Source organism: Pelistega europaea (genome assembly GCF_013133775.1).
In the GTDB taxonomy this organism is placed as follows: Bacteria; Pseudomonadota; Gammaproteobacteria; order Burkholderiales; family Burkholderiaceae_B; genus Taylorella; species Taylorella europaea.
In genome coordinates, this window is sequence record NZ_JABGBO010000007.1 from 46,470 (window position 1) to 64,613 (window position 18,144).

17 protein-coding genes are annotated in these 18,144 nt (G+C 42.4%); 8 read left to right on the top strand and 9 right to left on the bottom strand.

The window, feature by feature from the left end:
* Nucleotides 1-6: 6 nt before the first annotated feature.
* The 6 genes from argB to HKX40_RS07325 all read left to right on the top strand — a co-directional run bounded on the left by argB (nucleotide 7) and on the right by HKX40_RS07325 (nucleotide 5,494).
* The gene (gene argB, locus HKX40_RS07300) at nucleotides 7-897 is read left to right on the top strand and encodes an acetylglutamate kinase (protein ID WP_171588920.1); all 891 of its coding nucleotides are present in this window, start codon (nucleotides 7-9) and stop codon (nucleotides 895-897) included.
* A gap of 117 nt (nucleotides 898-1,014) precedes the next feature.
* A complete protein-coding gene (locus tag HKX40_RS07305; RefSeq protein ID WP_171588921.1) occupies nucleotides 1,015-1,737 on the top strand; it encodes a pyrimidine 5'-nucleotidase in 723 nt (240 codons plus the stop codon).
* 191 nt (nucleotides 1,738-1,928) lie between these two features.
* A complete protein-coding gene (locus HKX40_RS07310) occupies nucleotides 1,929-3,350 on the top strand; it encodes a circularly permuted type 2 ATP-grasp protein (RefSeq protein WP_171589006.1) in 1,422 nt (473 codons plus the stop codon).
* Nucleotides 3,347-3,949 (top strand): hypothetical protein, encoded by a 603-nt coding sequence (locus HKX40_RS07315; RefSeq protein WP_171588922.1) that lies wholly within the window; start codon nucleotides 3,347-3,349, stop codon nucleotides 3,947-3,949. The genes HKX40_RS07310 and HKX40_RS07315 overlap by 4 nt, the downstream gene beginning before the upstream one ends.
* The gene (locus HKX40_RS07320; RefSeq protein WP_171588923.1) at nucleotides 3,946-4,731 is read left to right on the top strand and encodes a transglutaminase family protein; all 786 of its coding nucleotides are present in this window, start codon (nucleotides 3,946-3,948) and stop codon (nucleotides 4,729-4,731) included. The genes HKX40_RS07315 and HKX40_RS07320 overlap by 4 nt, the downstream gene beginning before the upstream one ends.
* A 19-nt stretch (nucleotides 4,732-4,750) precedes the next feature.
* Entirely contained in the window at nucleotides 4,751-5,494 is a 744-nt protein-coding gene (locus tag HKX40_RS07325; protein ID WP_171588924.1) for a proteasome-type protease, read from the top strand.
* A gap of 209 nt (nucleotides 5,495-5,703) precedes the next feature.
* On the opposite strand, the gene tal is transcribed toward HKX40_RS07325, so the two are convergent.
* Together tal and HKX40_RS07335 are read right to left on the bottom strand one after the other, a co-directional pair.
* Nucleotides 5,704-6,705, bottom strand: a complete 1,002-nt coding sequence (gene tal, locus HKX40_RS07330; RefSeq protein WP_171588925.1) for a transaldolase — start codon at nucleotides 6,703-6,705, stop codon at nucleotides 5,704-5,706.
* 331 nt (nucleotides 6,706-7,036) lie between these two features.
* On the bottom strand, nucleotides 7,037-9,487 hold the full coding sequence (locus tag HKX40_RS07335) for a bifunctional acetate--CoA ligase family protein/GNAT family N-acetyltransferase (protein WP_171588926.1): 2,451 nt from the start codon (nucleotides 9,485-9,487) through the stop codon (nucleotides 7,037-7,039).
* A gap of 104 nt (nucleotides 9,488-9,591) precedes the next feature.
* Here HKX40_RS07335 and gltX point away from each other — a divergent pair, with 104 nt between their 5' ends.
* On the top strand, nucleotides 9,592-10,989 hold the full coding sequence (gltX, locus tag HKX40_RS07340; RefSeq protein WP_171588927.1) for a glutamate--tRNA ligase: 1,398 nt from the start codon (nucleotides 9,592-9,594) through the stop codon (nucleotides 10,987-10,989).
* A gap of 427 nt (nucleotides 10,990-11,416) precedes the next feature.
* On the opposite strand, the gene HKX40_RS07345 is transcribed toward gltX, so the two are convergent.
* Nucleotides 11,417-12,199 carry a hypothetical protein gene (locus HKX40_RS07345; protein ID WP_171588928.1) on the bottom strand — a complete coding sequence of 261 codons (783 nt, stop codon included), beginning with the start codon at nucleotides 12,197-12,199 and terminating at the stop codon, nucleotides 11,417-11,419.
* Nucleotides 12,200-12,258: 59 nt separating this feature from the next.
* Nucleotides 12,259-12,396, bottom strand: a complete 138-nt coding sequence (locus HKX40_RS07350; RefSeq protein WP_171588929.1) for a hypothetical protein — start codon at nucleotides 12,394-12,396, stop codon at nucleotides 12,259-12,261.
* Between the two features lie 156 nt (nucleotides 12,397-12,552).
* Between HKX40_RS07350 and HKX40_RS07355 the strand changes: the two genes are divergently transcribed.
* Complete coding sequence (locus HKX40_RS07355) at nucleotides 12,553-13,137, top strand: YggT family protein (protein WP_171588930.1); 585 nt, start codon at nucleotides 12,553-12,555, stop codon at nucleotides 13,135-13,137.
* Nucleotides 13,138-13,275: 138 nt separating this feature from the next.
* Here the strand turns inward: HKX40_RS07355 and HKX40_RS07360 are convergent, their stop codons facing one another.
* From HKX40_RS07360 to accB, 5 genes are all read right to left on the bottom strand, one after another.
* The gene (locus HKX40_RS07360; RefSeq protein WP_171588932.1) at nucleotides 13,276-14,205 is read right to left on the bottom strand and encodes a carbohydrate kinase family protein; all 930 of its coding nucleotides are present in this window, start codon (nucleotides 14,203-14,205) and stop codon (nucleotides 13,276-13,278) included.
* A 12-nt stretch (nucleotides 14,206-14,217) separates the two neighbouring features.
* Nucleotides 14,218-15,273 (bottom strand): zinc-ribbon and DUF3426 domain-containing protein, encoded by a 1,056-nt coding sequence (locus HKX40_RS07365; protein ID WP_171589007.1) that lies wholly within the window; start codon nucleotides 15,271-15,273, stop codon nucleotides 14,218-14,220.
* Between the two features lie 42 nt (nucleotides 15,274-15,315).
* Nucleotides 15,316-16,245 carry a 50S ribosomal protein L11 methyltransferase gene (gene prmA / locus HKX40_RS07370; RefSeq protein WP_171588933.1) on the bottom strand — a complete coding sequence of 310 codons (930 nt, stop codon included), beginning with the start codon at nucleotides 16,243-16,245 and terminating at the stop codon, nucleotides 15,316-15,318.
* A 75-nt stretch (nucleotides 16,246-16,320) separates the two neighbouring features.
* Nucleotides 16,321-17,667 (bottom strand): acetyl-CoA carboxylase biotin carboxylase subunit, encoded by a 1,347-nt coding sequence (accC, locus tag HKX40_RS07375; protein WP_171588934.1) that lies wholly within the window; start codon nucleotides 17,665-17,667, stop codon nucleotides 16,321-16,323.
* 13 nt (nucleotides 17,668-17,680) lie between these two features.
* A complete protein-coding gene (gene accB, locus HKX40_RS07380) occupies nucleotides 17,681-18,136 on the bottom strand; it encodes an acetyl-CoA carboxylase biotin carboxyl carrier protein (protein ID WP_171588935.1) in 456 nt (151 codons plus the stop codon).
* Nucleotides 18,137-18,144: the final 8 nt, after the last annotated feature.

Consider the following 18,144-nt stretch of genomic DNA (forward strand, 5'->3'; position numbering starts at 1 on the left):
TTTGCCATGAGTGATAAACCAGTTAGCCCTGCGATTAAGGCCAGCATTATTGCAGAGTCTTTACCCTATATCAAACGATTCCATGGCAAAACTGTGGTCGTCAAATATGGTGGAAATGCAATGATTGAGGAAAGTCTTCAAAAAAGTTTTGCCCACGATATTGTGTTGCTTAAACTTATTGGTCTTAATCCTATTGTTGTACACGGTGGTGGTCCACAAATTGACGCCGCATTGAAGCGACTTGGTAAAGAAGGTACTTTTATCCAAGGGATGCGTGTCACTGATGCCGATACTATGGAAGTGGTTGAATGGGTGCTAGGTGGTCAAGTACAACAAGACATTGTCATGATGATTAACCAAGCAGGTGGCAAGGCGATTGGTCTTACTGGTAAAGATGGCGGACTTATTCAAGCCAAGAAAAAGCTCATGCCTAACAAAGAGAATCCAGACCAACCTCTTGATATTGGCTTTGTTGGGGATATTACATCTGTAGACCCTGCTGTGTTAAAAGCAGTTATTGAGGATCAATTTATCCCTGTGATTTCACCAATTGGTTTTAACTACGAAGAAAATTCGGTATACAACATTAATGCTGACTTGGTAGCTGGTAAAGTTGCTGAAGTACTAATGGCTGAAAAGTTATTACTTATGACTAACATCCCTGGTGTACTTGATAAAAATGGCAATTTACTACGTCGTCTCTCAGCTGTCACTATTGACGAGTTATTTGCAGATGGTACCATTACAGGCGGTATGCTACCCAAGATTTCTTCGGCATTAGAGGCAGCACGTAGTGGTGTCAACTCTGTACATATCGTAGATGGTCGTGTACCTCATTGTCTATTGCTAGAGATTCTCACCGATGATGGTGTAGGTACAATGATTACGGCATCTTAACTAACCTACTCTCACCCAGCTTTCTCATCATAAAAGGCTGGGTGTTACTTTAAGCAACAGCCTCCTTAGCACAACTAATTTATATCTTTTAACATCATTGAGCTGTAATTACCCAAAATGCCTCGTCTTATTCAGCCACTTCCTTATAAAAACCCTCTACACAACACACAAAAAGTCTGGCTTTTTGATTTAGATAATACCTTGCATGATGCTTCTCATGCCGTTTTTTCTCAAATCGACAAAAGCATGACACGAGCAGTGATGCAATCTTTACACATTGACTATAACGAAGCCACTCAATTACGTCAACGCTATTGGGAACGCTACGGAGCCACAATGATTGGTATGCATAGGCATCATGGTGTAGACCCCCTGGAGTTTCTGCATCTCAGCCATGATTTTGATATTCCTAAGTATGTTAAGCATGAACCTCGTTTAGCATACCTCCTAACCCGTGTACCTGGCATTAAGTATGTCTTAACGAATGCCCCTTATGGCTACGCTCGCCAAGTCTTACAAACACTAGGGATTGAGCATTGTTTTGCTGGAATTTGTGCCATTGACCAGATGTACTTGCGTGGTGATTATCACCCTAAACCATCAACCCTTTTATTCAAAAGCCTGTTACATGAATTACAGACACCGGCCCGCCAAGTTGTGCTTGTTGAAGACACATTAAAAAATCTCAAAGCGGCCAAACGCCTAGGTATGCAATGTGCCCATATTTACCATCCGCACACCCCTTTTAGTGCCACCTATGATGGACGTCCTGGCTATGTGGATATCCGTGTACATTCTATTCAAGCATTGTTATTAAGTGATTTTGCATTATCACGTTAATAGCACCATTTTAGTGCAATTCGTATAAAATTTTTATCTCGTTTTAGGCATTTATCCCCGTTTCTTGTTGTTTTTATATCGCCTGTAGGGTGTCACTATATTTCTCGTGTATGATTGATTAAACACAATCGCACATACCTTATTCTATAAGGAGGGATTTCATAGTGAGTACGACCACTTTCTATAATGAAATGTATACTAGCGATGGTAGCGTACGTCCTGCTTATCAAGAAGTGGCGGCATGGTTACAACAAAATGGGGTAGATAAGCTTGAGACGCTTAATCAACAAGCCCTCACCATGTTCTACCGCAAGGGCGTGACATTTACTGTCTATAGCGATGCCAACAATACCGAACGTGTCATCCCTGTTGACATCATTCCCCGCATCATCACCCAAACAGAGTGGCAAAAACTCGAAGAAGGCTGTTCACAGCGTATCCGTGCCCTTAATGCCTTTATCCACGACATCTACCATAACCGCGATATTATTCGTGCCGGACTAATTCCTCTTGAACAGGTTCTAGTCAATGATGGATATGAGCCTTGGATGATGAATATTCAACTACCAAATCCCATTTATGCCCATATCAGTGGGATTGATTTAATTCGCCACAGCGACGGTGAGTATTATGTACTAGAAGATAATTTGCGTACTCCGTCTGGGGTTTCTTATATGATTGAAAGTCGCTATGTAAGTGAGCGACTGCTGGAAGGAGTGCTAGACACCAACAACGTACTCCCCGTCAATGGTTACCCCAAAATGCTGCGTGAAAGTCTTATTGAATGCTGCGGCATTGAAAACCCTTATATTGTCGTACTAACCCCAGGACGTTACAACAGTGCTTACTATGAGCATGCTTTTCTTGCCCGTGAAATGGGAGCTGCTCTCGTGCATGGGTATGACCTTTATGTCGAAAATAGTCAGGTCTATGTCCGCACTGTCCAAGGACGTCAAAAAGTCGATATTATTTACCGCCGGCTTGATGACGCCTTTCTTGATCCTCTTGCTTTCCGTGCAGACTCTATCCTAGGGGTACCAGGTTTGATGGCAGCTTATCGTGCAGGCAATGTGATGATTGCCAATGCACCAGGCACAGGGGTGGCAGATGATAAATCCATCTATCCTTATGTTGGAGAAATGATTCGCTTCTACCTTGGTGAGGAACCCATTTTACATAACGTCCCAACATGGATTTGCCGTAAACCTGATGACTTAGCCTATGTATTGGCACACCTAGAGGATTTGGTTGTCAAAGAGGCTCAAGGATCGGGGGGATATGGGATGCTAATTGGCCCCAAAGCAACTAAAGAAGAAATTGAAAACTATCGTCAACGCATCATTGCAGCACCGGAAGACTTTATTGCCCAACCAACCCTAGCCCTTTCTACATGCCCTACTTGTGTGGAAGAAGGTATTGCTCCTCGTCACATTGACTTGCGTCCTTTTGTACTGTCTTCTCCAAACAAGGTACGCTTATCGGCAGGAGGTTTAACCCGTGTGGCCATGCGGGAGGGTTCTCTTGTAGTGAACTCCTCTCAAGGAGGTGGTGTTAAGGATACTTGGATTTTACGTAATGATACGATGACTACTGATCAACGAGGTGCTGTATGACATTACTCTTATCCACAGCAGGCGACTTATTCTGGTTAGGTCGTTATATGCAACGCACAGTTCGTTTATATCAACGTTTTTTTGGGCGTGAGGGAGTCACCGCACAGACCTATGTCAACGCGATGGGACTGGATATTCAAGATAATAAGCTAGATGATTTAGCCACACATATGCGTACACATGAATTACCGCAATACTTTGAGCGAGTAAACGATAATGTGCAAACAGTGCGTGGAGTAATTGATCAGGATGCTTATGATTTATTCAATACAGTTAATCGATTACGTCAAGCAGGCAGTCAACGAGCAGCATGCTTTCAGCTACAAGCATGCCATATGGCCATGCAAGCTCAGGAGCCGATGGTAAGTCTTTTTTGGCAACTTGGAGATGCGGTTGAGACCTTGGATGAGCATATTCGTTTTGGTGATAGCAATCCAGGACATTTCCGGCAACTTGCACTCGTCGCCACAGGACTACCCAACAACACAGCATGGGACGAACTCAAACAACCAGCACAAGCCATGGTATTTAACATGGACGTACAAGAATTTCGTCGCTGGTTAGACCGTGTCAACGAACTCTTTGAGGATGGCGTATGAAGATAACGATTCACCACGAAACACGTTATAGTTATGACACCCCAGCCAAACGTAGCATTCAACTACTACGAGTTACTCCACAAACGTTTGCTGGGCAAAAAGTCTTATCTTGGTGCCTGACTGTTCCTCACCTTGGTAGTGAATTTTTTGACGGTTATGGTAATTTTTGCACGCTTATGAGTATTCACGAACCGCATGATAGCTTGATTATTCAAGCTGATGGAGAGGTTGAAATTGATGAAAGCCGTGAATATATTGAAGACAATCGCACCCCCGCTGCTTTGTTTTTACGTGATACTCCATTAACTCGTTGCACTGGACAGATTCGTGCTTTAGCAGAAACTCATTTGGCACAAGGTATTACACGCGAAGCATTAGAAAATTACAGTGCGGATATTCTTGCCCGCATGCCTTATACCCCTGGCAGTACCACTGTCAGCACATCGGCTGCTGATGCTTTTATCCTAGGCAAAGGAGTTTGCCAAGACCATACTCATGTTTTTCTAGCAGGGGCTAGAGCATTTGGAGTACCCACCCGTTATGTGTCAGGTTATCTGTACACCGATTCAACTCATCACCTTGCTAGTCATGCCTGGGCCGAAGCCTATTTGGATGGTAAATGGTATGTTTTTGATGTGAGCAATCAAATATTTACTCCCTCTCTTCATGTACAAATTGCAGTAGGATTAGATTATAATGATGCTGCTCCTGTACGTGGGGTTCGTGTTGGCGGGGGACCCGAACGAATGGATTATCATGTGCAGGTACAGTCGGATCAATAACTACCTCAAAGGATAATCCATGACGTACTGCGTCGGTGTACTTCTTAAAGACGGTATGGTACTTGCAAGTGATACACGTACCAATGCTGGGCTTGACCATATTTCTGTATTCAAAAAAATGTATACTTTTGGCGTTGAAGGTGAGCGTGTCATTATTCTGATGACAGCAGGTAATCTCGCCACCTCACAAGCCGTTGTAAACCGACTAAGACGCGATATTCGACACGATGAGGGCATGCACCTTCTTAACATCCCTTCACTGTCTGAAGCAGCAGACATGATAGGTAACTATGCTACCGAAATTGCTAAACAGACTCGTCACAAATCGGGTATGTCACAAGATAGCAATGGCTTTGGCAGTACATTCTTACTCGCAGGTCAAATCAAAGGGCATGGTCCTCGCCTTTACATGATTTATAACGAAGGCAACAGCATCTATGCTACTCGTGATACCCCTTTTTTCCAGATTGGTGAAAGCAAATACGGTAAACCTATTCTAGACCGTGCTATTCATTATGAAAGTGATATTAATGATGCTGTACGTGCAGTGTTGGTGTCTTTTGACTCAACAGTACGCTCTAACTTATCTGTAGGTTTTCCTATGGACTTGATGGTTTATCACAATGACAGTTTAAAAATACCCAAGGGCAAACGCCTCACAGAAAACGATCCCTATTTTCATAATATTCGCTCCCAATGGTCACAAGGTTTGTTGGATATTTTGCGTCGTTTTGATACACCACCAGCGGATTATTTGGAGTAGCACTGCTCCATCTTCATTAAAAAACCTCTATAACAAAGGCTATGTACACAACATAGCCTTTTGCTTATTTTGGCGCTGGCAAATCTAACCGTGCCACCCATTTAATGGACTCAGCCGCAGTACTTGCTAAATACATATTAATCTGATTCAGTTACAGTGCTTGCCAAATAGGTATTAATCTGACTCAGCTACAGTGCCAATCAAACAGTCTACAGAACAAAGGAGTTCTTTAACAACTCTGCTAATTGGTCACGTGCCACAATAAATCCATCAATACCGACTTGGAGCAGTTGTGAAGCCATTAAGTCAGCATCTAATGCTTGATAAAAAGCTGCCTCGTTCAACACAGGCAAATCCACTGATGGAGCAGACTGTGCCAACGCTTCCGATAAGCAAGGAGTGACCTCAAGATTGAGTTGCTGCAGTTGTTGTAAAAGTTGCGGAGATATGGTTAATAAATCACATCCTGCTAATGCTAGTACTTGGTCTGTAGAACGAAAGCTAGCCCCCATTACCTGCGTACGAATACCTTGTTGTTTGTAGTAAGTGTAAATCTTGCGCACAGATAATACCCCAGGGTCTTGCTCTATCGGATAGCTATCCTTATTCTCAGCTTTCTTATACCAATCTAGGATACGACCTACAAAAGGAGAAATAAGTGTCACACCTGCTTGAGCGCAAGCCTGTGCCTGATGCATACCAAATAATAAAGTTAAATTGCAGTGGATACCCTCTTTTTCCAACATTCTTGCAGCTTCAATTCCTTGCCAGGTAGAAGCAATCTTAATCAGTATGCGTTCCCGTGAAATACCAAATTGCTGATACAACGCCATTAATTCATGGGCCTTTTGTACCGTTGCTGCGGTATTAAAGGATAAACGAGCATCAACTTCTGTAGAAACACGACCTTCAATGTACTTAAGAATTTCAACTCCCAACTTCACTGTTAAAATATCTATCGTACGCTCAATAAGTGCTTCTGCCGGTGTTAAATCAGCTAATGATGCAGGACACAGTCCCTCGCTAAACTCTTGCTGTGCCTGTTGATATGCTTGATTAATCAAAGCCTTATTGCTTTCTTGTTTTGCTGCGGCGGTAATAAGAGATGGGTTTGTGGTTGCATCCAATGGTCGAAAACGCTCTACAGCATCTAAATCGCTACTGTCAACCACAATGGTAGTGTACTTTTTTAATTGTGTTAATGTATTCATAGTCTTTTATTTTCAAAATCAATCGTTACTCTTTAACAACTAATATCTGTCTGCTTCCTGTCATTTGACGAGGTAGCATTGCTTATTATTTGATTAAGTAGTGCTGCCTTCATGCCCTACAGCAATTATAATATCATTACCCTGTAGCAATAAATGAGTACTCGGCACACATAGCAACTGATAAATGCCAGACACATGTAGCAACAGGTGAATGCAGCATATCTAGTAATGAGTGAGTGCTCAATATATTAAGCTCCACTATATCATCTCAAAATCCAATGACACTCCTACATCCACCACGCCTCTATAATAGCCTAACTCAATGACAAACTCATTTAAATGACATCCAAACGCGACGCATCATTGGGTCTTCTGGATCCATGTCATTAATTAATCCCAGTCCTGTCATTAAACCTAGCATCGGCTTATTATTTGCCAACACTACACCCTCAATATACTCTAACCCTTGGTCTTTAGCCTCTTCTAAGAGTTTTGACATCAGTTTGCGTCCTAAACCATGCCCTTGCCAATTATCGGCAATCACTAAAGCATACTCAGCACCTACTCCATCAGCATTACGTAGATAATGGGCTAAACCAATAATAATTTCTTTGGGAAGACCCCGATTTTCTGGGTTTGGAATGGTCGTGGTTGCCACAAGCGCCAACTCTTTATGGTAATCCACATAAGTATAACGAGTCAGCATCTTGGGGCTAAGTTCTTTCATCATAGAAACAAAGCGCATGTAACGTGACTCATCAGACAACTCACGAATAAAGTCTTGCATCTGATCTGCATCTTCTGGACGGATGGGTCGCAATGTCCACTCACGACCATCTTTAAAGGTATGATGCTCAATAAGATGGTCTGGATAGGGATAAATCGCCATATGTGTATACCCAGTCTCCTCTGGCATATCAGGCATAAATTGCTCAGTCAATTTAATACGAATATCATGTACATTTAAGTCACGATAGCCAATAATAATTGGGTTAATCTCCAGCTCCTCAATACCAGGAAAATCAGTGACTAACTCTGACACCACCTCAAGTAATTTTTGCAACTTCTTGAAAATCGGAGGCTCTACATAAACTTGTAATTCTTGTTGATAAAGACGACTACGTTCTATAAGCTGTGCAGCAAGGTAAGCATTCAGCGGTGGCAAATCTAACCCTCTGTCATTTTCAGGGATTTTAACCTCATGCCCACCTTCGCCAAAATAAATCCATGGACCAAATACTGGATCACGTTTTACCAAGATTTTCAATGCTGGAATATCATCTTCCACTGAATATTGTTCATCTTCTTGATGTTCTCCCCACTGAATGTCAGCATGATAAAACTTCAATAATTGATGTCCCTCTTCTGATGTGAGCTGACGACGTTGCTGAGTACGTACCCCATTAATTAAATCAATACCAGCCTGTCTATCTGGTGTTGCCATATCCAATAATGGAATGCGAATTTGTTGTAAAAGCTGTTGGTTATAGTGGTATGAAATAAGGGCATGCATACCGGACAAAGCAGTCTCTGGCGTACGAAAAGCAGGAGAGCCAGATTGGTCTATCACTTTACGCAGGGGTTTCATCGAATACTCACCCAACAAGGTGTTTAATACAGGCTTAGTCATCTTAGGGGTAAAAGCCGCTAACTGCTCCACTACATCACTCATATCTGTTGCATCATCTGGGGCAAGAATAGGCATAATAGCGTCTACATTTGCATCCTCTTGAAGAGCCTTGATGCAGTCAATCAATTTATTTCCTGTCACGGACTCATAAGTGATAATGGGGTTCTCCACTAGACTAGAAGTTCCAAGAATCTCTGTCAATTTTGTCATTGTTGATGGCGAGAAATCTGCCTTTTTCATAATCTGGCTACTAGATAACATCTCATCCATCATTAATTGTGCTTGGGCACGACCATTGGCAATTACCGCCACACGCCCCCCTTTGGGACGGCGCTTATGCGACAATGCTTTTAGTGTAGAGAATAAATCTACAAAATAAGAGACTCGCACAGCTCCAGAACGACGTAATGCCGCATCAAATACCTGATCACTTCCCATGAGTTTGTCATCCGTACGCCCAGCACGTAATACCACCACAGGTTTTACACTAGCCGCCATACGAATGGCACTGATCAACTCTCGACCACTACTAAATTTATCTAAATACAAGGCAATACTATCGGTACGAGGGTCGCCGGCAAGATACTCAATAATTTCAGGCATATCGACGTCTTGTGTTTCCCCCAACGACACCACTGTAGACAGCCCCACATTGGTGTCTAATGCCCAATCCAGCACCGACATGACCAGCATGCGTGATTGAGATACAACGGCAACCTTACCTGCTTTAGCCAATGGTGATCGGCTCAAGTTTAGATTGAGATGAGGTCGCTGAACACCAAAACTGCGCGACCCCAACATCATGACTTTATGGTCAGATGTCCATTGTTGAAGTAATGCTTTAGTCTCTTTAGGAGCCACATCTACTGTATTGGGTGCTAGCATCAACAAAGCCTTGGGAGGAGAGAATTCCAAATAGTTCAATACCTGAGGCAATAGCGACGGAGTGACACAAATGAGAGCGAGTTCCTTTGCTTCTGAAAGAGGCATCTCATCAGCCACTTGTTCAAACGTCTGCCCCGCCTGAATGTGCAATATCGTTGTTCGCTTACCTAATGCAGGAGGAACTTCTTGTAAGATAGGCAAATCCTTGTCAGTAATGACAATCAAAGACTTAGGGTCAAAAAAGGAAGCTAAACGATGTCTTAACATTAGCGCACTCTCTGTCAAGTTGAGTTAAAATATACTGGTTTAGGCTATATTGTAAACGAGCTATAGCCGATTATCTTTTTGATTTATTTATTCTTTTTAAATTTATGTCTACCATTCGCACTCGATTTGCACCATCTCCTACTGGTTATCTACACCTAGGTGGTGCACGTACCGCATTATTTTCTTGGGCTTTTGCCCGTCACAACAACGGTGTTTTTGTTTTACGTATTGAGGACACTGATTTAGAACGCTCTACTCCACAAGCTGTACAAGCGATTTTAGACGGCATGAAGTGGCTAGGCTTAGACCATGACGAAGGTCCTTTTTATCAAACCAAACGCTTTGACCGCTATAAAGAAGTCATCGCTCAAATGCTTAAAGATGGTACCGCTTACTATTGTTATAGCACACCAGAAGAAGTAGAGAAAATGAGGGAAGACGCTAAGGCTAAAGGTCTCAAACCCAAATATGATGGTACTTGGCGTCCTGAGCCAGGTAAAGTACTGCCCCCCATTCCCGAAGGACGCAAACCTGTAGTACGTTTTAAAAACCCTACAGAGGGTTCTGTATCTTGGAATGATATGCTCAAAGGTCCAATCAGCATTGACAACAAGGAATTAGATGACCTCATTATTGCACGTCAAGATGGTTCTCCCACTTACAATTTCTGCGTGGTTATTGACGATTGGGATATGCAAATTACACATGTCATTCGTGGTGATGACCATGTGAATAATACCCCTCGCCAAATTAATATTCTTAAAGCACTTAATGCTCCCATTCCTGTATATGGACATTTGCCAATGATTCTTGGTCCTGATGGACAAAAGCTCTCTAAACGTCACGGTGCTGTGAGTGTAATGCAATATGATACTGATGGTTATCTTTCCGATGCCATGATTAACTATCTTGCTCGTCTAGGTTGGAGTCATGGAGATGATGAGATTTTCTCTCGTGAACAAATCATCGAATGGTTTGATGGCAACCATCTTTCGCGTTCTGCTGCACAGTGGGATCCCAAAAAACTTAATTGGGTGAATGCACACTATATCAAACAACTTAGTGATGAGGCCTTGGTTGCACATGTTGCCCCTCGTATCCAAGCATTAGGGGGAACTACCGAAAATGTTGATTTAGTGGCAGTGCTATCTCTCTTTAAAGAGAGAGCAGAAACATTGGAACAACTTGCTCAAGAAGCTATGTTATTCTGCGCACCGTTCAAGGCAGCGGATGAAGCGTTACTTCAACAGTTTATTACTGATGATGCCAAAACTATTGTTGCTGACTTTATGCAAGCAGCAGAACAACTTCCAGAATGGTCTAGTGAAGCATTGTCTGTTGTTATTAAAGAGACCTTGTCTAAGCATGGTGTTAAGATGCCAGCATTAGGCATCCCTCTGCGCTTACTCGCCACTGGTCATAAGCAAACACCTGCTATTGATCATGTGCTTGCGATTTTGGGTAAAGACACTGTGCTTAACCGCTTAAAGGCTGCATTGTAATCAACCAAGTCATCAAAAGGAAAGTTCATCCATACTGTTCATAGCAGGCGTTCTTTCCTCACTATTATTTTCTGCGAGTTGATTTTGCAATAATACAATAAGCTAACGTTTTCTTTTAAACGTTAGCTTTTTTTTCGATACAAAAAAGCAACTTGAATGAATTTTTCCATTCAATCTTAATGAGATATTTTTTCAAAAGAATTAAACTTTTTTGCTATAAGAATCATGTTTTGTTGGTTTTATGCTTATTTTTGCAAGTAAGTGATTGAACAACAAAGAAAATTAGTGATTTTCATGTGAGTTTGTTGTAATCTTCTACTTAAGCGTAAGTGTATAGATTTATCACTTACCGGCAGTTTGATTTGAAGTATTTCTCACGCTCACCTTGTGGGGAATAAATCAAATACAGAAATTGAAAATTGGGACCCTATCTCAGGAGATTGATTATGGCGACAGCCTCTAAAAAAAATTCTTCTAAAAAAACAGAAGAAGTAAAAGCTGAAACTACGACAAAGAAAACTACTGCTAAGAAAGCAGCTGCTAAGGCTACTTCAACCAAAGCCTCTACTAAAACGGCAGCAAAAAAAGCGACTGCTGCTAAAACAACAGCTACGGCTAAAAAAGCAACAACAGCTAAAACAACTGCTACAGCTAAAAAGGCAACTGCTGCTAAAACAACTACAGCTAAAAAAGCAACTGCTGCTAAAACAACTACAGCTAAAAAAGCAACTGCTGCTAAAACAACTGCTACTGCTAAAAAAGCAACCGCTGCTAAAACAACTGCTACTGCTAAAAAAGCAACTGCTGCCAAAACAACTGCTACTGCTAAAAAAGCAACTGCTGCTAAAACAACTGCCACTAAAAAAGCAACTGCTGCTAAAACAACTGCCACTAAAAAAGCAACTGCTGCTAAAACAACTGCCACTAAAAAAACAACTGCAGCTAAAACAACTGCTGCTAAAAAGACAACCGCTGCTAAAACAACAGCTGCTGCTAAAAAAACAACTGCTACTAAAAAAACAACTGCAGCTAAAACAACTGCAGCTGCTAAAAAGACAACCGCTGCTAAAACAACAGCTGCTGCTAAAAAGACAACTGCTGCTAAAACAACAGCTGCTGCTAAAAAGACAACCGCTGCTAAAACAACTGCTGCTAAAACAACTGCTGCTAAAAAGACAACCGCTGCTAAAACAACTGCTGCTAAGGCCAAAACAGCCCCTGCAGCTAAAGCAGCAGAAACCCCTGTTCAAGAGTCTGCTACTCCAGCAACTACCCCAGCTGTAGAGGAGGTAAAGCCAGCAAAAAAGTCAGCAAAAAAGTCGAAGTCAGCCAAGAAGAAGTAAGTACTACTCCAGCTAAGGCTGTACCGACTGTTACCAAGGCAAGTGCTCGCAAGAAAGTGGACACACCAAATCCTTGGCCATTCCCAACTGGCTCACACCGACCTTAATTGGTAGCATCTGTATGAAACCACCTTAACCTGCTTAAGGTGGTTTTTTATTGAAAGAAAATCACGTACAATGAGAGACTTATTCATCATTGATTTGTTGACTTAACACAGATATGTCGAATATTCTTAATTTTCTTATCACCACATTTGTCTCTTTATTTTGTGCAACTCTATTTATCCGAGCATGGATTTTTTGGCGACGTATTCCAGCTTTTAATCCCTACTGTACCTTTATTTACCAACTCACTGATTTTGTTATTGTACCTGTACGCAAAATCATCTCCTCAAGCAATCACATTGATTTCCCTAGTCTTGTTGTTGCCTATATTACTTGCACGCTACAAGCATTGATTAGTAGGCTACTCCTCTCTTCTGATACGGTTGACAATACAGATACCAACCTACTATGGTTACCCTTTGAGGGTTTATACCTCTTTCTACATAACTTTTTTTCATGTGTTTTTTGGTTAGGTTTGATGTATGCCATACTGAGTTGGGTTGCCCCTTTATCCCCTTTCCAATCATTTCTACGTGCCCTTATAGAGCCTGTACTTGAGGTTATTCGCCACTATATGCCCAAGGTACTAAGAAATGCTCCTATTGATTTCTCCTTAATGGCCCTAATGCTGTTAATTATCATCGCTCAGATGCTAGTGGATTATCTACTGATGACTTTTGGAAGCTTATACCTATCCTAGCACCTATTTTTCTAGGCATTATTTAACTTACTCAAAAGGTTAAAAAGACCCTCATGCAAGCCACTCAAATAGCAATTTTTCATTACCTTGCTATCAAGTAGCTAAAGCCTTGAAAATGGCTTGCATGACATACTGCTCTTACATTTCTACGCCATAGGCTGCTTTGAGTTTTTGAGCAATTTCTTCTCGGCTATAGTGATAATTCTGAGGCCCCTGCACGGCTATTTTAAGCGTCCCCATCAAGCTCGCTAGGCAAGCACTTTCATACCAAGGCCAACCTTGTGACAACCCATATAATAATCCCCCACGGTGTGCATCACCACAACCAGTAGGATCACAAACCTTTTCTGCTTTTAGCGGCGGAATTTGTGTCTCTTCTCCTTTAATATAAAGACTAGCACCCTCAGCCCCTTTAGTCACAATAATAGCCTCAAGATAATGAGATAATTCAGCTACACTGCGACCAAGACGTTGTTCTACTACTGTAGCCTCATAATCATTAACAGTCATTGCTTGTGCAAGCCCTAGCATTGTTTCTAAATCATTTTTATCAAACAGGGGCATTGCTTGACCTAAATCAAAAATAAAAGGAATCCCTTTTGCGTGTAATGAATGTGCATGAGTGAACATCCCCTCTTTAGAGTCTGGTGCCACAATCGCCCATCCCACATTATCTGCTTGAATGGTGTTTGTATGTGCACTTGACATAGCCCCTGGATGAAAAGCTGTAAACTGGTTACCATCTAAATCCGTAGTGATATGACATTGTGCGGTGAAAGCATCTGGGATAATTTTAAGACCCTCGGTATTAATCCCTAATTGCTCAAATCGTTGGAGATACTCGCCTCCATCCTTACCTATAGTAGCAACAGGGATAGGATTACCTCCTAACATTTTAAGGCTATAAGCAATGTTACCCGCACATCCTCCAAACTCCTTACGCATAGTGGGCACAAAGAAAGAAACACTTAATGATTTAATATGCTCTGGAAGAATATGATCTTTAAAATGTCCCTCAAACAAAGTAATTGTGTCAAATGCTACTGAACCACATACTAATACATTCATATTCTCTCTTCCTTAGGGATAAAAAATGCTCAACTCATAGCCACTAATAGGAGCCCCATCAAGCGTAAAAGGTAAGTTAATCAGTTGTTTACCATTGCCAGCAAAAGGTTGCATCAACAACTCTGGAACAAGGTACTCTTTAGGTTGAATATTTCTGCTATTAACCACTACGCCCTGAGAGTTCTTTAGCCTTAATACTAAAATAGGCCAATCTTGTGGTTTGTCTGTCTTATTGACTAGCAATGCCTGCAATCGCAGTGCCTGCTCCCCTGGTTTAGGAGTCACTTTATCGTTGAGGGACAGCACAACGTTTTCTAAAGCAAGATTATTCACCGATTTCTGAATATCTACTTCACATTTAAAGAGACTACACATTTGGACTAGCACAGGACGCATACTAGGGTAAGCTGTACTGATTTGGTTACGAAAAACATAAAGTATCTGCCCTGCAATAAGTACTAGTGCCAAAAGAATGATAAATAACCAGAACCAGCCAAAGGAAGAAGTACGCTCTTCATAATAATCTTCTCCCTCTACTTCGTAGGTATCCCCCCGTACGGTAAACTCATCATCTTCAGAATCCTCCTCACGGAGACGCCCCCCAATATAGTGTTCATCATCACGCTCACCCTTTACACTCGATTGAGAGCCATTGTTAAGGTGAATATGCACAGCAGGAACTACCGATTCTCGGCGTGACTCACGCTCCACAGTAGGATTAACTACAAAATCGTCTTCCACTGCCGTCATAGCAGGGCGTGGTCTTGTTATAGAAGCCGTTTCACTATGAGGAGTCTCTGTATGGATAGAGGGGACCGCTCTTCGAGGAAGCTCATATCGCGGTGAGGCAGGTGCATTGTAGGAAGCCGATGTCGCTTTAGAAGAGAAATAATCTCCAGATTCTTCTCCCTCTTTGGATAAGACAGGATAGTCTTCATCATATAAATTCTCTATAGCATTAAAAACATGGCGACACACCCCACAACGGACCATCCCTTTACGTTGGGCAACTTGTTGTTGTGTTAAGGTAAGAATCGTATGACACTGAGGACAACATGTTTTCATCATGAACTCTCTCGTTGTTAATCGTCTATTCGTAGTGCAGATTGTCTACTTGTGACCATGTAAACACACCCAACCCTCTTGTGTTTTCCAGACAGACATGGCGATATAAGGGGCATAAGCAGCAATAACCTCTTCCGCCTGACGTTCTAGCACACCAGACAGCACCAAATGCCCTCCTGTGGCAACACGACCAGCTAGCATGGGAGCAAGTACTTTAAGAGGATTAGACAGAATATTAGCAACAACAATATCAAACTGTCCATGAGGTAAAGCATCTGGCAACATGAAATCAATATCAACATGATTCACTTCAGCATTATATGCCCCTGTGCTTACCGCTTGCTCATCGATATCCACCCCCAACACACGTTTAGCCCCTAGTTTCTTGGCAATAATAGCCAAAATACCCGAACCATGTCCGTAATCTAACACTTCTAGCTGGTCTTTGGTGCGAGAATCAAGAGAGGCAAAATAATGAGCCAACCACTCTGCACAAAGATGAGTAGTCGGATGACTACCTGTACCAAAAGCAAGACCTGGGTCAAGCTCAATTAAGATATTGTCACTATTTTGATTAGCTGCAACCACATCTGGATTATCTTTGTGCCAACTAGGAACCACCCAAATATGCTCTGCGATATGTATCGGATCAAACTGTGATTGTGTTAATCTTACCCAGTCTTCGTTGGCTACCTCTCGTACTGTAGCAACACTGGTAAAATCCTGACCACTTAAGCTAAGCAAGGCTTGTAACACCTCTTCGACTGACATGTCATCTGGAAGCAAGGCAATAACATAGTTACGTGCCCACGCCTGAACCTCTGGCTCTGTACCAGGTTCGCCAAAAAGAGGTTTCTCACTTGCTGTATTAAAATCTGCATCCTCAACAGAAACCGATAGAGCGCCACATTCTAACAACCAATCAGATAAGGCCTCTGCCTCACTCTCTACACTTAACAACACCAATTCACGCATAATCATTCCATGTTTGAATAAGCAACACAACCCCGACCAATCGGACGGGGTTGCATGACACGAACATCTCGCTTACTACTTGCGTTCGCTTAATTTGTGCTCTAGATAGTGAATGGTCGTACCTCCCTCAATGAAGTTGGCATCATTCACTAAATCACGATGCAGAGCAATATTGGTCTTAATACCCTCGACCACCATCTCTGACAACGCCACATTCATGCGTGCTAACGCTTGCCGACGTGTACTACCAAAAGTCACCAATTTGGCAATCATAGAGTCATAGTTAGGAGGTACACGATAACCAGAAAATACATGCGAATCTAAACGCACACCTGGACCTCCCGGTGTATGCCACGCACTAATTAATCCTGGAGAAGGAATAAAGGTATATGGGTCCTCTGCATTAATACGACACTCAATCGCATGTCCAGTTAACTTAATATCCTCTTGACGAAGAGTAAAAGGCTCACGAGCAGCAACTTTAATCTGTTCTTGAACTAAGTCAATACCAGTGATGCATTCAGTCACTGTATGCTCTACTTGAATACGGGTATTCATCTCAATGAAGTAGAACTCACCATTTTCATAGAGGAACTCAAAAGTACCTGCACCACGGTATTTCATCATACGGCATGCTTCTGCACAACGCTCACCGATGAATGCAATCAACTTACGGTCAATACCTGGTGCTGGTGCCTCTTCAATGACTTTTTGATGACGACGTTGCATAGAGCAATCACGCTCACCTAGCCATACAGCTTGCCCTTCTCCATCTCCCATCACTTGAATTTCAATATGACGAGGATTTTCGAGAAATTTCTCCATATAAACTTCTGGATTATTAAAAGCAACACCCGCTTCGGCTTTGGTCATCTGTACAGCACTTAATAAGGCTGCCTCAGTATGTACCACACGCATACCACGACCTCCACCACCACCAGCTGCTTTAATAATAACAGGGTAACCAATGCGTTCTGCAGTAGCAAGAATATAGGCTGGATCGTCAGGTAAAGCCCCTTCAGAGCCAGGAACAACGGGAACACCAGCCGCAATCATAGCTTGCTTAGCACTCACCTTGTCCCCCATCACACGGATAGACTCTGGACGAGGGCCAATAAATACAAAACCACTGCGTTCTACACGCTCAGCAAAATCTGCATTTTCAGAGAGAAACCCATAACCTGGGTGAATAGCTTCTGCGTCTGTCACCTCTGCCGCCGCAATAATCGCTGGCATATAGAGGTAACTTTGTTGCGGTGCGGCTGGACCGATACACACAGACTCATCGGCCAAACGCACATACTTAGCATCGCGGTCAGCCTCAGAGTGAACGACCACTGTTTTAATACCCATCTCGCGGCAAGCTCGCTGTACACGTAAAGCTATTTCACCACGGTTGGCAATAAGAATTTTTTGGAACATAACGTTGTCTCAGTTAGGCAATCACGAATAAAGGTTGACCAAATTCCACAGGCTCACCATTTTCAACAAGGATTTCCTTGATTACACCTGTCTTATCAGCTTCAATCTCATTAAGCAATTTCATCGCTTCGATAATGCATAATGAATCACCCTCTTTCACTGATGCACCCACCTCTACAAATGGAGGAGCACTAGGATTAGGTGCACGATAGAACGTACCCACCATAGGTGCCTTGACGATATGTCCACTTACTACAGGCTCTGTTGCTGCAGGAGCAGCTGGAGCTGCTGCTGGAGTAGCTGCAGGTGCCGCCACCACTGGAGCTGGAGCCGGAGCATAACTCACTGGTGCAGCAACTTGTTGGTTCTTAACGATACGAACCTTGCCCTCACCTTCTGTTACCTCAAGTTCGGCAATACCTGATTCAGCCACTAAATCAATCAATGTTTTTAATTTTCTAAGATCCATAATTTTTC